Raw genomic sequence first — 14,294 nt, forward strand, 5'->3', positions numbered from 1 at the left:
CTGCCGGCCAGCGGCCGGCACTACCACAGGTGGGTCAGTGACCCGATTCGACCTTGCGCCATTCCACGGCGGCACGATCCAGCACGCCGTTGACGTAGGTATGGCCATGTTCGGAACCGAAGCGCTTGGCCGATTCGATGGCCTCGTTGATCACCACGCGGTACGGCACGTCCAGGCGGTAGCGAAGCTCGTAGACGGCCAAGCGCAGCACCGCGCGTTCGATCGCGTCCACTTCCTCGATGCCACGGTCCAGGTACGGGCCGAGCGCTTCGTCGATGTCGCGACGGTTGTCGAGCACGCCATGCACCAGCGCTTCGAAGTACGCCAGGTCGGCGATTTCGCGGGCCTGCTCGTGGGCGAACTGGGCAATCAGCGACTGCGCGTTGCCGCCGGAGATCTGCCAGGCGTAGATGGCCTGCACCGCGCGACGGCGTGCGCGCGAGCGCAGCACCGGATCGACGCCATCGCGGCGGACGGGTTTACCGGAGGGCTTGCCCTGGGTGTTCTTGTTCATGGCAGCTGCTCCAGAAGATTGACCATTTCCAATGCGGCGAGTGCGACTTCCTCGCCCTTGTTGCCGTGGCTGCCGCCTGCGCGGGCCTCGGCGTCTTCAACGCGTTCCACCGCCAGCACGCCGTTCAGCACCGGCACGCCGAAATCCAGCTGCACGCGCATCAAGCCTTCAGCGCAGCGGTCGGCCACGTGCTCGTAATGACGGGTATCGCCACGGATCACGCAGCCCAGGGTGAGGATGGCGGCGTGTTCGTGGGCAGCGGCCAGGCGCGCGGCCACCAGCGGCAGCTCCCAAGCACCCGGCACGCGGATCACGTCGATGTTGGCTTCGGTGATGCCGTTGCCGGCCAGGCTCTGGCGGGCGCCAGCGACCAGCGTGTCGGTGATGCGGGCATTCCAGCGGCTGGCCAGGATGGCGAAGCGCGCCGATTCGGGAGTGCGAAGATCGCCTTCGAAGTGGCTCATATGCGGCTTGGGGGACTCGATAAGGGGGTAATTCTAGCGTGGATGGACCCCGGCCGTGGCTGGCGGGCGCGCAAGGGCGTGCCGACCAACGGTCGGCATCCACCGATGGCAGGGGTCGGCACCCACCGGTAGTGCCGGCCGCTGGCCGGCAAGCCCGGGGATGCGGTTGCCGGCCAGCGGCCGGCACTACCCATTACAGGGTCACCGTCTCCACCACTTCCAGGCCGTACCCGGCCAGGCCGATCTGGCGGCGGGGGGTGCCCAGCACGCGCAGCTTGCCCAGGCCCAGGTCGGACAGGATCTGCGCGCCGGCACCATTGCGGCGCCACTGGCCCACATCCTTGTCCTTGCCCGGCACCACCGGCGCCGGCTGCTGGCGCAGGCGGGCCAGCAGGGCTTCGCCGTCGCGCGGGGCCGACAGCACCACCATCACGCCACTGCCTTCGGCATCGATCGCACGCAGGGCATCGGTGGCGGCCACGCCAAAGTCGTCACGGCGCCAATGCAGCAGGTCAGCCAGCGGATTTTCCACCTGCACGCGTACCAAGGTCGGGGTGTCCGCATCCGGGGTCCCGCGCACCAGCGCGAAATGCATGTCGTGGGCGATGCGGTCGCGGTAGGTCACCAGCTTGAACGGGCCGAACTCGGTGTCGATCTCGCGCTCGTCCACGCGTTCAACGGTCTTTTCGGTGGCCAGGCGGTAGGCGATCAGATCGGCGATGGAGCCCATCTTCAGCCCGTGCTCGCGGGCGAACATTTCCAGCTCCGGGCGGCGCGCCATGCTGCCATCCGGGTTCAGGATCTCCACCAGCACACCGGCCGGCTCCAGCCCGGCCAGCATGGCCAGGTCGACGCCGGCTTCGGTGTGGCCGGCGCGGGTCAGCACGCCGCCCGGCTGGGCGATCAGCGGGAAGATGTGGCCCGGCTGGTGCAGGTCCGATGGCTTGGCATTGGGCTTCACCGCGGTGCGGATGGTGTGCGCGCGGTCATGCGCCGAGATGCCGGTGGTAACGCCCTCGGCAGCCTCGATGCTGACCGTGAAGTTGGTCTGGAACTGGGCGGTATTGGCCTGCACCATCGGCGCCAGGCCCAGATCGGCCGCGCGCGTGCGGGTGAGCGGCAGGCACACCAGGCCACGGCCGTGGGTGACCATGAAATTGATGTCGCTGGCCTTCACCAGCTCGGCGGCCATGATCAGGTCGCCTTCGTTCTCGCGGTCTTCGTCATCGACGATGACCACCATGCGGCCCAGGCGGATGTCTTCCAGGATTTCGGGGATGGGTGCGAAGTTCATGCGCGGGCTCCTTCACCCAACAACCGCTCGACATACCGAGCGACCAGATCGATTTCCAGGTTCACCGCGCTGCCCACGCCGGTAGCGGAAAACGCGGTGTTGGCCACGGTGTGCGGAATGAGGGCGACTTCGAAGCCTTCATCGTCCACTTCGTTGACGGTGAGACTGACGCCATCCACGCAGATCGAGCCCTTCTTGGCGATGTAGCGGCGCAGCGAGGCCGGCGCGGCGAAACGCCAACGCTGGGCACGCGCGTCTTCGTGGATGGACAGCACCTGGCCGAGGCCGTCGACGTGGCCGCTGACCAGATGGCCGCCGAGGCGGTCGGTTGGCCGCATGGCGCGCTCCAGGTTGATGACTGCCCCTTCGCCCAGCTGGCCCAGCGTGGTCAGGCCCAGGGTCTCGGTGGAGGCATCGGCCTGGAAGCTGCTGGCGTCGAATGCGATGACAGTGAGACAGACGCCGTTGATGGCAATGCTCTCGCCCATCTGCACGTTGTCGAACGGCAGATTCCCGACACTGAAGGTGAAGCGGACATCGCCGCCGATGGATTCGCGTGCGGCCAGACGGCCGACGCCTTCGATGATTCCAGTAAACAAGTAACGTTCTCCGCGAAAAGTGAGCGAAAAACGCCGCAAGGCAAACAGGCGCACGCAGGGCATGAGCCCTGTGGCACCGTCTTCTTTCATCCGGACTATGACCGTCGGCTCCGGCATTGGACCGGATCTGCTGACCCCCGGCCGTGGGCCGGGGCGCTCGCGGGCTCGTGCTTGCGCACCTACCGCCGGTGGGGAATTGCACCCCGCCCTGAAGACGTTTGTATTTTGTATACCGGCGAACCGGCGTGACCAGTGTAACAGCCCAGGCTGAACGGGGTCGGATGCCGCAGCTGTGACGGCCGTCGCTCGCAATTTGTAAAACTTTCATTAAAATTCCGCCCTGGACGACATGATGTCGCCACGGGCAGCCGCGACGGCAGGCCCGCCAATGGACTGAAATTCACAGGAATTCCCATGCGCAAGATCCTGATCGTGGCCGCCCTGCTGGCCGCCGCCCCGTTCTCGGCCTCGGCCGACGCCCTTAGCTACACCTACGTCGAAGGCGGTTGGACGCAGGTCAAGGTTGACGACAACGCACTGGACGACCCGAAGGTCGACGGCGGCTACCTGCGTGGTTCGGTCGCGCTGGCTGAACAGGTCTACGTGTTCGGCGGATGGTCGCGTACCAGCAAGACCCGCCACTACGGCGAGGATTCGCTGAAACTGGAACTGAACCAGCCGGAGCTCGGCATCGGCTACCACATGCCATGGACCGACCGCGTGGACTTCACCGCAGATGCCGCCTGGGTTCGCCAGAACGCCGAATCGACCCTGCGCTATGACGGCGTGCGTTACCACGGCAAGGACCACACCAACCTGGGCCGCGTCACCATGGGCATCCGCGGCAAGCCGTCGCGCATGACCGAAGCCTGGGCCAAGGCCGGTTACATGGACGGCGGCAACAACTACAAGGGCACCTGGGTCGGCACCGTCGGCGGCCAGATCAACTTCACCAAGACCTGGGGTCTGGTGGGCGAAATCTCCGGCTACCGCGACGTCACCCAGTACTCGGTTGGCGTGCGCGCCAGCTTCTGATCCAACGATCGCTCCTCGTCGTGCGATCGAACGGGCCCCGCAAGGGGCCCGTTTTTTGTCCGCTGCACACCGTCACCTGGTTGCATCGCGCCATCGAAAGTGTGGGCAGATGCGCTAGGCTTGCGCGCGTCTGGAACAGGAAAACACCGTCATGAAGACCCCCACCCGAACCCTTCTGGCCAGCGTGCTGCTGTGCGCCCCGCTGATTGCCAGCGCAGCACCGGCCCAACTGACGCCCGAGCAGGCCTTCGACCTGTATGCACGCGTGCTGCTGGAAGACGACGCGGCCGCCACGCGCACGCTCAACGACGCACTGAAGCCGGCGTTCGAGGGCCAGGACGCCGTGACCCCGAACCCGGGTGCGCTGGCCAAGGCCTTGGCCGAACCCTGGCAGACGGTACTGGCCAGCACCGGCGCCAAGGTCGACGCTGCGGGCACCGAAGCGCTGTATGCCAAGGCGCTGCGCGATTCGAAGTGCCGCGCGACCAAGAGCGTGATCGAAGACAACGAATACGTTGAAGACCAGAAGCTGGCGCGGATCAGCTACAGCTGCCAGGTGCCCGACCTGGGCAAGGTCCGCCCGCTGTTCGCCGCCAGCCTGGCCGACGATGCCAGCCCGGCCGCGCGCAAGCAGTTCACCGATGCCTATACCCAGGCACTGCAGAGTGGCGCGCGCGTTCCGGCCAGCGGCACCTTCGCCCTGTATCCGGCCAAGGACAATGGCTACTGGTACAGCGGCAACTTCGATGATCTGGTGGGCATCGTGGCCGGTGCGCTGGCACCGTTCGAGGACTGGATGCAGGACGCGCAGGCGGCCAACGCGCCGAAGGTGACCGGCGTTCCGGGTTGCGACCTGTTGCTGCAGCAGCACCGCAGCTGCGTGGCGAAGATCGCACCGGACCAGATCGGCGGCGTGGACGCGATGGCCGAGGAACTGAAGGCCAAGGCCCAGGTGAAGTCGGCCGACGAGATGACGCAGGAGTGCAAGTCGCTGCGCCCGATCGCCGAAATGATGTGGACCGACGAGTGCGCGTAAGCCACGTATAGAGCCGAGCCCACGCTCGGCTCATCGTCGCCGACGACAAGGGCGACTGCACTTTCAGAACCGTTGCATGGCCTTGCGCGGCCTGCATGGTCAATGCTGTTGCCCTCTTCCACCGGGGCAACCGCATGAAACATCGTACGACGTCGACTACTGTCATGCTGCTGGCGCTGATGGTGTGTGGGCAGGCCGAAGCGTACAGGCCCAAGACCTTCATCATCCGCCCATCGGTTGCCTTCGAGTCGAACCAGCTACGTGACAGGGACATTGATGCACAGCTGAGCGAGAACGACGACTGCCGCGCGTTCCTGCAGTACCACGATCGATGTGCACCGACGGTCCTGCCGGACGAGTACGACGACGGCATCAGCCGCCGCAGACTACGGTCGAAGTCGACAGAGCTGGCGGGGGAAGCGCTCAGTGCCTACTGCCGCGACCTGCACGTGCTGTGGAAGCAGCAGTGAAAGAACAGTGCCCCGCCTATGAAGACGAGGACGAGGACAAGGGCACCTGACGACGCCGGAGATACCTCCATTCCCTCACGGCCGCAGCAGCAGCCGGATGTCCTCGCCGACCTGGCGCTGGTCAACCACCCGCAGGCGGCGTTGCTGGTCCATGGCATCGATGCCGAGGCCGGTCAGCAACGGGCGTCCGCCGTCGCCCAGCAGTGTGGGGGCCTGGTACAGCAGCAGCTCGTCCACCCAGCCGCCGCGCAGCAAGGCACCGGCCAGCGTCGCGCCGGCTTCGGTATGCACTTCGTTGATGCCGCGTTCGGCCAGCAGCGCCAGCACCGCGCCCAGATCCAACCGGCCTTCTGCGCTGGGCACGCTGGCAAATTCTGCGTCAGCCGCATCCGGCGCACTCACCGCCGCATCGTGCATGTACAGCGTCGGTGCCCCGCCCTCGCGCACGCGGCCGCACTCGAGCGAACGCAGGCGCGAATCGAGTACCACGCGCAACGGTGGCATCACTTCGGTATCGGCCAGGCGCACGGTCAGCATCGGGTCGTCGGCCAGCACGGTGTCGGCGCCGGTCAGGATTGCACCAGCACGCGCACGCCAGTGCTGCACGTCTTCGCGTGCGGCTGGACCGGTGATCCACTTGGAGCTGCCGTCGGCCATCGCGGTACGCCCATCAAGGCTCGCGGCCAGCTTCACCCGCAACCACGGCCGATTGCGCTCCACGCGTGACAGGAAGCCTTTGTTGAGCTCACGTGCCTGCGTCGCCATCAGTCCTTCGGCGACCTCGATGCCGGCATTGCGCAGCAGATCAAAGCCACCGCCATCGACCTTCGGGAACGGATCGCGCATTGCGGCAACCACGCGCGACACGCCCGCTTCGATCAGCGCCAGTGCACACGGCGGTGTGCGCCCGTAGTGGGCACAGGGCTCCAGAGTGACGTAGGCGGTGGCACCGCGCGCCTCGCTACCGGCCTCGCGCAACGCGAACACTTCGGCGTGCGGTCCACCGGCGCGCTGGTGCCAGCCCTGCCCGACCACGCGTTCGCCATGGGCGATCACGCAGCCGACCATCGGGTTCGGGCGGGTGGTATAGGCAGCGCGCTCGGCCAGGCGCAACGCGTTGGCCATGTGCAGGTGGTCGAGGACGGAGAACGGGGTGGTCATGCGGCCATGGTAACGCCGCCGGTGTGGATCCACGCCATCGGTGCCAACCAAGGTTGGCACCCACCAGAGCAAAGGAGATCCATGCCATCAGTGCCAACCAAGGTTGGCACCCACCAGAGCAAAGGAGATCCACGCCATCAGTGCCAACCAAGGTTGGCACCCACCAGAGCGAAGGAAATCCATGCCACCAGTGCCAACTGAGGTTGGCGCCCACCAGAGCGAAGGAGATCCATGCCATCAGTGCCCACCAAGGTTGGCACCCACCAGGGCAGAGGTGGTCAGCCCTTCTTCTTCTTGGTCAGGGCGATGACATCGCCCAGCAGCTGCAGCTGTTCGGTACTGGACGGCAGGTCGCGTTCAAGCTTCTCGATCTCCTCGCGGAAATCGGCCACGTCCTCGAAGCTGCGGTAGACCGAAGCGAAGCGCACATAGCCGACATGGTCGAGCTTGCGCAGTTCGTTCATGACGAACTCGCCGACCTTGATCGAGGGCACTTCGCGCTCGCCGCTGATGCGCAGCTGGTGGACCACAGCGCGTACTGCCGCTTCGATCTTGTCTTCGGCCACCGCACGCTTCTGCAGCGCGCGGTCGAAGCCAGCGCGGACCTTGCGCTGGTCGAACGCTTCGCGGGTGCCATCGCTCTTGACGATGGCCGGCAGCTTCAGCTCGACTGTTTCCATGGTGCTGAAGCGCTCGCCGCAGGCTTCGCATTCACGCCGACGGCGGATCGTCGCGCCGTCTTCAGAGACGCGCGAGTCGATGACCCGGGTATCGGCATGTTGGCAGAAGGGGCAATGCATGGAACGCCTGGCTCAGGGAAGTACCTATTGCCACGGTCATGGCAGCGTCGCAAAGGTACCTGAGAAGGGGCCCGGCAGCAAATGCTGTCTGCGCGGAAGTGCCTGCATTTCGGTCGAACCAAGCCTTCTGCGCGGTCAGCGCTGCGCGTTCAAGCGGGTGCCGGCGGCGCCGAGGCCGCGCGCGCCCAACGCAGCCACACCAGATGCCCTGCCATCACCAGCAGCGGTGGGCCAAAGCCGAGGAAGGCCAATGTCGAGATCTCCCCATGCTTGAAGGTGAAGTACAGCGTGGCCGCAACGACGCCCAGTGCGGCCAGGGCACCCACCCCCAGCCCTACCCAGGCGACAACCGGGGAGTGGCGCAGGCCGGTGACACCTCGCCACAGGAACAGGCCGCTCAGCCACAACCACGACAGCAGGCCGATGATTCCGGCCGACGACCACAGCAGCAACAGCCTGTGCTCGTCGCCCGTCAGATACTTGCCGTCCCATACGACCATCAACCCCAGCACGGCACCCGTGCCGCCTGCCGCCACGGCGGGCAGGCCCACCAGCAGGCCGGCGATCGCCATCCAGCGTTTGTGCAGACGCTCATCCATGCGTTCGATCTCCTTCCATGGGCCACGTCCATCCGCGGCGTTTGATCCACAGCAGCATCGCAGCCGGCACCAGCATCGACGGACTTAACAGCAACAAGCCGATGCCTTCGACATGCACGGCGATGCCCCACCACAGCGCCAGCCCCAGCGGGGGCAAGGCGGCGAGACCGCCTGCCAGCAGCATCCACCACCAGAGGCGGTGCACGTGCAGCCCGGCACGCCCCTGCATCAGAAAACCCGCGCTGAGCCACAACCAGGCCAGGCAGCCGGCAATGCCGGCCAGGCCCCACAGCGGCATCACCGTCACCGAGACCAGCGTGCCATGACCGAACTGGCCCAGCCCCGTCAGCAGCAGCATCGTCGCTGCGGCACCGCCCACCACCAGGCTGGGCAGGCCAGACAGCACCGCCAGCGCGGTGTACAGGTACTTGAGGCGGCGCTCATCCACGCGGGCCTACTCCTCTGATCGCGCCGGGCCGGATGGCTCGCCCAGGGCGTCAGCACGCAGCCGCAGGAGGATCAACGTACCGGTGGGCACCAACAGGGACGGCCCGGCGAACAGCCCGCTGAGCACGGACGAACCCAGCTCGGCGAAGTAATACAGCGCCATCGCCAGCAAGGGCAGGCCTGCCAGCACGCCCAGGCCCAGCAGCAGCCACCAGCGGCGTGATGCCATGTGCAGCCCGCGTGCACCATCGCGCAGCCAGACGATGCTCAGTGCGACCCAGGCCACCAGGCCGGTGATCGCGCAGGATCCCCACGCGAGCATGCCGGCGGCAAACCACAGTTTGTCCGCGTCCAGCGAGACGAGCCCGATCACGCCCATGACCACGGCGATGCAGGCGCCGGCACCGCCGAAGAACAGGCTGGGCAGGCCGAACAGCGCCGCCAGTGCGATGTACAGGTACTTGAGGCGGCGCTCATCCATGCGCGGGATTCCTGATGACGGGGTCAGAGCCCTTCCCTGCGGGAAGGGATCCGACCCCTGCGTCGATCCGGAAGGCGGGGTCGGATCCCTTTCCGCCAGGAAAGGGCTCTGACCCCGGCCCTGATCAGCCGTAGACCGGGTACTTGCGGCACTGCGCGCTGACGGCATCGCGCACGCGGGCAATGACGGCGTCATCGTTCGGCGCGTCGAGCACGTCGGCGATCCAGTTGGCCAGGTCCACGCAGTCCTGTTCGACGTAGCCACGGGTGGTCACCGCCGGGGTGCCCAGGCGCAGGCCCGAGGTCACGAACGGCGAACGCGGGTCGTTCGGCACCGAGTTCTTGTTGACGGTGATGTGGGCCTTGCCCAGCGCCGCTTCCGCGTCCTTGCCGGACACGTCCTTGCCGATCATGTCGACCAGCATCAGGTGGTTCTGGGTGCCGCCGGAGACGATCTTGTAGCCACGCTCGATCAGCGTATTGGCCATCGCCTGGGCGTTCTTCACCACCTGCTGCTGGTAGGCCTTGAAGCCCGGTTCCAGCGCTTCCTTGAAGGCCACGGCCTTGCCGGCGATGACGTGCATCAGCGGACCGCCCTGGATGCCCGGGAACACGATCGACTGCAGCTTCTTGACCAGGTCTTCGTCGGCGCCCTTGGCGACGATGATGCCGCCGCGCGGGCCGCGCAGGGTCTTGTGGGTGGTCGAGGTGACCACGTGGGCGTGTTCCAGCGGGCTCGGGTAGACGCCAGCGGCAACCAGGCCGGCAACGTGGGCCATGTCGACGAACAGGTAGGCACCGACCTTGTCGGCGATGGCGCGGAAGCGCGCCCAGTCGATCACCTGCGAGTAGGCCGAGAAGCCGGCCACGACCATCTTCGGCTTGTGCTCCAGGGCCAGGCGCTCGACTTCGTCGTAATCGATCAGGCCCTGATCGTTCACGCCGTACTGCACGGCGTTGAACAGCTTGCCGGAAGCATTCACCTTGGCGCCGTGGGTGAGGTGGCCGCCGTGGGCCAGGCTCATGCCGAGGATGGTGTCACCCGGCTGCAGCAGGGCGAAGTACACGGCCTGGTTGGCCTGCGAGCCGCTGTGCGGCTGCACGTTGGCGTAGTCGGCGCCGAACAGCTGCTTCAGGCGGTCGATCGCCAGCTGCTCGGCGATGTCCACGTACTCGCAGCCACCGTAGTAGCGCTTGCCCGGGTAGCCTTCGGCGTACTTGTTGGTCAGCTGGCTGCCCTGGGCTTCCATCACCGCCGGGCTGGTGTAGTTCTCGCTGGCGATCAGCTCGACGTGGTCTTCCTGGCGCTGGGTTTCAGCGGCGATGGCCTTGGCCAGTTCGGGATCGTAGGATTCGATGCGGACGTCACGCGGGAACATCGGGTACTCCAGCAGGCAGGGAAAAGGGGTACGGCTCAGCCCCTGATTGTAGCCCCGCGCCGGCCCGCTGGGGCCGAAACAGACGGGGCCGGCATCCCCGAAGGAATCCGGCCCCGTATGGTTTCGAGGGATGTTGTGGGGTCAGTGCTCTTTCCGTTGGAAAGGGATCCGACCCCGGCCGCGACCCTCAGCGGCTGCTGAGCACGTACTGGGCGATCACACCGGTAGCGATGGCTACCAGCAGCATGTTGCCGCGGTCATCGCGGATCCACTGGTGCCCGTAGGGCGGGCGACGCAGGTTGTAGCGCGGGTAGTCGTTCACCACGTAGATCGGGCCGCGGTAGTAGTCGCGATAGCGGTGGCCGACCTTCCAGCCATAGCCCGGGCCGTAGGCCGGACGATAGACCACGCGCGGCGGTGCCGGGCGGTAGTAGCGGTCATGGTCGCGATGCCAGTCGCGGCGGTCGCGTTCCCAGTCGCGACGGGCCTCGCGGCGGTCGCGCTCCCAGTCGCGGCGGTCCTGGCGCCACTCACGGCGATCCTCGCGCCACTCGCGGCGATCGTGGTCGCGGCGATGGTCGTTGTCGGCGAATGCCGGGGCCACGGCGCCCAGTGCCAGCACAGAGGCCACGGCACTGGCCATTACTCGATTGATGCGCATGTCAGACCTCTGCTTGGTGGGTGGTGAGCCCATATTGCGCAACCGATCTGAACCGTTTCCGGCTGGAAACGCTTCCCGCTGCAGGACTGTGACCGGGTATTCAGGCGATAGCCAGCCCGGCGGCGCCTCCCGGGAGCGGCCCGGAACCGGTTCCGGCTATAATTGGCGGTATTCCATTTCAGTCTGTGCCCGCTGCCGCAACGGGATCTACCCGTGACGGGTCGGGCGCAGGGCCGCGCCTACGGAGACCGCATGTCCTCGCAATACATCTACACCATGAACCGCGTGTCCAAGGTGGTTCCGCCCAAGCGGCAGATCATCAAGGACATCTCGCTGTCCTTCTTCCCGGGCGCGAAGATCGGCCTGCTGGGCCTGAACGGCGCCGGCAAGTCCACCGTGCTGAAGATCATGGCCGGCGTGGACACCGATTTCGAGGGCGAGGCCCGCCCGCAGCCGGGCATCAAGGTCGGTTACCTGGCGCAGGAACCGGAACTGGACCCGACCAAGACCGTGCGTGAAGCGGTCGAGGAAGGCGTGGGCGAAGTGCTGCAGGCCCAGGCCGCGCTGGAAGCGGTGTACGCCGCCTACGCCGAGGAAGGCGCCGACTTCGACGCGCTGGCCAAGGAACAGGAGCGCCTGGAGGCGATCCTGGCCGCTGGCGACGCACACACGCTGGAAAACCAGCTGGACGTGGCCGCCGACGCGCTGCGCCTGCCGCCGTGGGATGCCATCGTCGGCAAGCTGTCAGGTGGTGAAAAGCGCCGCGTGGCCCTGTGCCGCCTGCTGCTGCAGAAGCCGGACATGCTGCTGCTCGACGAACCGACCAACCACCTCGACGCCGAGTCGGTGGAATGGCTGGAACAGTTCCTGGCGCGCTACACCGGCACCGTGGTGGCCGTCACCCACGATCGCTACTTCCTGGACAACGCCGCCGAGTGGATCCTGGAACTGGACCGCGGCCGCGGCATTCCGTGGAAGGGCAACTACACCGACTGGCTGACCCAGAAGGACGAGCGCCTGAAGCAGGAAGACAATCAGGAAAAGGCCCGCCAGAAGGCGATCCAGAAGGAACTGGAGTGGTCGCGCCAGAACGCCAAGGGCGGCCGCACCAAGGGCAAGGCCCGTCTGGCCCGCCTGGAAGAGCTGCAGTCGGTCGATTACCAGAAGCGCAACGAGACCAACGAAATCTTCATCCCGCCGGGCGAGCGCCTGGGCAATGCGGTGATGGAGTTCAAGAACGTCTCCAAGAAGTTCGGCGACCGCCTGCTGTTCGACAACCTGAGCTTCCTGGTGCCGGCCGGCGCCATCGTCGGCATCATCGGCCCGAACGGTGCCGGTAAGTCGACCCTGTTCAAGATGATCACCGGCCAGGAAAAGCCGGATACCGGCGAGATCGTGGTCGGCCCGACCGTGAAGCTGTCCTACGTGGACCAGAGCCGCGACGCGCTGGAAGGCAACCACAACGTCTTCCAGGAAATCGCCGGCGGCCTGGACATCCTCAACATCAACGGCATCGAGATCCAGTCGCGCGCCTACATCGGCCGCTTCAACTTCAAGGGCCAGGACCAGCAGAAGATGGTCGGTTCGCTGTCCGGTGGTGAGCGTGGCCGCCTGCACATGGCCAAGACCCTGCTGCAGGGTGGCAACGTGCTGCTGCTCGACGAACCGTCCAACGACCTGGACATCGAAACCCTGCGTGCGCTGGAAGATGCGCTGCTGGAGTTCCCGGGCAACACCTTCGTCATTTCGCATGACCGCTGGTTCCTGGATCGCATCGCGACCCACATCCTGGCGTTCGAAGGCGACTCGCACGTGGAGTTCTTCCAGGGCAACTACCGCGAGTACGAAGAAGACAAGCGCCGCCGCATGGGCGACGACGCCGCGCCGAAGCGCCTGCGCTTCAAGGCGCTGAAATAAGAAAGGAAGAACGGCCGCGCTCTGCGCGGCCGTTCTGCATTCGGGTAGGTCACGACCGTTGGTCGTGACACCTTATTGTCGCGAGAATCTCCATGTCCCTGTTCGAGCGCCTGTTCCAGCTGCAGCAGCACGGCACCACCGTGCGTACCGAGCTGCTGGCCGGTGTCACCACCTTCCTGACGATGTCCTACATCGTCTTCGTGAACCCCGAAATCCTCGGCACCACCGGCATGGATGCGGGTGCAGTGTTCGTGGCCACCTGCCTGGCCGCCGCACTGGGTTCGGCAGTGATGGCGCTGGCCGCCAACTTCCCGGTCGGCATGGCGCCCGGCATGGGCCTGAACGCGTTCTTCGCCTTCACCGTGGTCGGCGCCGCCGGCCTGCCGTGGCAGCAGGCACTGGGTGCGGTGTTCATCTCAGGCCTGGTGTTCCTGGTGCTGTCGCTGACCGGAGTACGCGCGTGGCTGGTATCGGGTATTCCCTCATCGCTGCGCTCGGCCATCGTGGCCGGCATCGGCCTGTTCCTGGCGATCATCGCGCTGCAGAAGTCCGGCGTGATCGTCGGCAATGAAGACACACTGGTGGCGCTGGGCCCGTTGAACACGGCGCCGCCGCTGCTGGCACTGGCCGGCTTCCTGCTGATCGCGGTGCTGGAAGCGCGGCGCATCCGCGGTGCGATCCTGATCGGCATCCTGGCCGTGACCGGCGCTGGCTGGGCATTGGGCGACGTGCAGTACCAGGGCCTGGTCTCGCTGCCGCCGAGCCTTGCACCCACCTTCCTGCAGCTGGACCTGCCGGGCCTGCTGCACCATGACGGCGGCGCACCCATCGCAGTACTTCTGCAGGTGGTGCTGGTGTTCGTGCTGGTGGAGGTGTTCGATGCCACCGGCACGCTGTACGGCGTGGTCGGCCGTGCCGGCCTGCTGAAGCTGCCGGGCGCGCAGAAGCGTTTCGGCCGCGCGCTGCTGGCCGACAGCACCGCCATCGTGGCGGGTTCGATGCTGGGCACCAGCAGCACCACCGCCTTCGCTGAAAGCGCCTCGGGCGTGCAGGTAGGCGGCCGTACCGGCCTGACCGCGCTGGTGGTGTCGGCACTGTTCCTGGCGGCGCTGCTGTTCTCGCCGCTGGCGGCAATGGTGCCCAGCTATGCCACCGCGCCCGCGCTGCTGTTCGTCGCCGGCCTGATGCTGCGCGAACTGGTGGAAGTAGACTGGAGCGACCTGACCGAATCGGTGCCGGCGGCGCTGTGTGCGCTGGCGATGCCGTTCACCTACTCGATTGCCAACGGCCTGGCGTTTGGCTTCATCGCCTATGCCGCGCTGAAGGCCGGCACCGGGCGCTGGCGCGAAGTGCATCCGGCGGTGTGGCTGGTGGCGGTGCTGTTCACCCTGCGCTACGCGCTGGAATGACCGTTGTGTGGGGCCAGAGCCCATTGCGA

The 14,294-nt window shown here is 66.5% G+C and carries 16 protein-coding genes and 1 riboswitch; of the genes, 5 read left to right on the forward strand and 11 right to left on the reverse strand.

The genetic code is table 11. From position 1 onward, the window contains the following. Positions 1 to 34: 34 nt before the first annotated feature. The 4 genes from nusB to H4O10_RS08270 all read right to left on the reverse strand — a co-directional run bounded on the left by nusB (position 35) and on the right by H4O10_RS08270 (position 2,871). Positions 35 to 514, reverse strand: a complete 480-nt coding sequence (gene nusB / locus H4O10_RS08255; RefSeq protein ID WP_049454876.1) for a transcription antitermination factor NusB — start codon at positions 512 to 514, stop codon at positions 35 to 37. Beyond that, complete coding sequence (ribH, locus tag H4O10_RS08260; protein ID WP_005408061.1) at positions 511 to 978, reverse strand: 6,7-dimethyl-8-ribityllumazine synthase; 468 nt, start codon at positions 976 to 978, stop codon at positions 511 to 513. The genes nusB and ribH overlap by 4 nt, the downstream gene beginning before the upstream one ends. A 193-nt stretch (positions 979 to 1,171) precedes the next feature. Further along, positions 1,172 to 2,272, reverse strand: coding sequence for a 3,4-dihydroxy-2-butanone-4-phosphate synthase (gene ribB, locus H4O10_RS08265; protein ID WP_033834708.1), 1,101 nt, complete (start codon positions 2,270 to 2,272; stop codon positions 1,172 to 1,174). Next, a complete protein-coding gene (locus tag H4O10_RS08270; protein WP_033834707.1) occupies positions 2,269 to 2,871 on the reverse strand; it encodes a riboflavin synthase in 603 nt (200 codons plus the stop codon). The genes ribB and H4O10_RS08270 overlap by 4 nt, the downstream gene beginning before the upstream one ends. A 74-nt stretch (positions 2,872 to 2,945) precedes the next feature. After that, a riboswitch (FMN riboswitch) is annotated at positions 2,946 to 3,091 on the reverse strand. 194 nt (positions 3,092 to 3,285) lie between these two features. On the opposite strand from H4O10_RS08270, the gene H4O10_RS08275 reads away from it, so the two are divergent. The 3 genes from H4O10_RS08275 (at position 3,286) to H4O10_RS08285 (ending at position 5,412) form a co-directional block, all read left to right on the forward strand. Then, on the forward strand, positions 3,286 to 3,906 hold the full coding sequence (locus H4O10_RS08275) for a hypothetical protein (protein WP_033834706.1): 621 nt from the start codon (positions 3,286 to 3,288) through the stop codon (positions 3,904 to 3,906). Positions 3,907 to 4,057: 151 nt separating this feature from the next. Next, complete coding sequence (locus H4O10_RS08280) at positions 4,058 to 4,942, forward strand: hypothetical protein (protein ID WP_049452077.1); 885 nt, start codon at positions 4,058 to 4,060, stop codon at positions 4,940 to 4,942. 134 nt (positions 4,943 to 5,076) lie between these two features. Then, on the forward strand, positions 5,077 to 5,412 hold the full coding sequence (locus tag H4O10_RS08285; RefSeq protein WP_239667776.1) for a hypothetical protein: 336 nt from the start codon (positions 5,077 to 5,079) through the stop codon (positions 5,410 to 5,412). Positions 5,413 to 5,487: 75 nt separating this feature from the next. On the opposite strand, the gene ribD is transcribed toward H4O10_RS08285, so the two are convergent. From ribD to H4O10_RS08320, 7 genes are all read right to left on the reverse strand, one after another. Next, on the reverse strand, positions 5,488 to 6,573 hold the full coding sequence (ribD, locus tag H4O10_RS08290; RefSeq protein WP_049452079.1) for a bifunctional diaminohydroxyphosphoribosylaminopyrimidine deaminase/5-amino-6-(5-phosphoribosylamino)uracil reductase RibD: 1,086 nt from the start codon (positions 6,571 to 6,573) through the stop codon (positions 5,488 to 5,490). 278 nt (positions 6,574 to 6,851) lie between these two features. Further along, on the reverse strand, positions 6,852 to 7,373 hold the full coding sequence (nrdR, locus tag H4O10_RS08295) for a transcriptional regulator NrdR (RefSeq protein ID WP_004143350.1): 522 nt from the start codon (positions 7,371 to 7,373) through the stop codon (positions 6,852 to 6,854). Positions 7,374 to 7,522: 149 nt separating this feature from the next. Further along, positions 7,523 to 7,972, reverse strand: a complete 450-nt coding sequence (locus H4O10_RS08300) for a hypothetical protein (RefSeq protein WP_049430325.1) — start codon at positions 7,970 to 7,972, stop codon at positions 7,523 to 7,525. After that, the gene (locus H4O10_RS08305) at positions 7,965 to 8,420 is read right to left on the reverse strand and encodes a hypothetical protein (protein ID WP_049452076.1); all 456 of its coding nucleotides are present in this window, start codon (positions 8,418 to 8,420) and stop codon (positions 7,965 to 7,967) included. Before H4O10_RS08305 ends, H4O10_RS08300 begins: the two co-directional genes overlap by 8 nt. A 6-nt stretch (positions 8,421 to 8,426) precedes the next feature. After that, on the reverse strand, positions 8,427 to 8,900 hold the full coding sequence (locus H4O10_RS08310) for a hypothetical protein (protein ID WP_049452075.1): 474 nt from the start codon (positions 8,898 to 8,900) through the stop codon (positions 8,427 to 8,429). Between the two features lie 124 nt (positions 8,901 to 9,024). After that, entirely contained in the window at positions 9,025 to 10,278 is a 1,254-nt protein-coding gene (gene glyA, locus H4O10_RS08315) for a serine hydroxymethyltransferase (RefSeq protein ID WP_005408051.1), read from the reverse strand. A gap of 187 nt (positions 10,279 to 10,465) precedes the next feature. Next, positions 10,466 to 10,939: an RcnB family protein gene (locus H4O10_RS08320; protein ID WP_033834700.1), complete on the reverse strand. Its 474-nt coding sequence runs from the start codon at positions 10,937 to 10,939 to the stop codon at positions 10,466 to 10,468. 252 nt (positions 10,940 to 11,191) lie between these two features. On the opposite strand from H4O10_RS08320, the gene ettA reads away from it, so the two are divergent. Continuing rightward, a complete protein-coding gene (gene ettA, locus H4O10_RS08325) occupies positions 11,192 to 12,856 on the forward strand; it encodes an energy-dependent translational throttle protein EttA (protein WP_005408049.1) in 1,665 nt (554 codons plus the stop codon). 92 nt (positions 12,857 to 12,948) lie between these two features. Next, complete coding sequence (locus tag H4O10_RS08330; protein WP_005408048.1) at positions 12,949 to 14,265, forward strand: NCS2 family permease; 1,317 nt, start codon at positions 12,949 to 12,951, stop codon at positions 14,263 to 14,265. The last annotated feature ends 29 nt before the right edge of the window (positions 14,266 to 14,294 follow it).

The organism is Stenotrophomonas sp. I18B00994 (assembly GCF_014145825.1).
In the GTDB taxonomy this organism is placed as follows: domain Bacteria; phylum Pseudomonadota; class Gammaproteobacteria; order Xanthomonadales; family Xanthomonadaceae; genus Stenotrophomonas; species Stenotrophomonas maltophilia.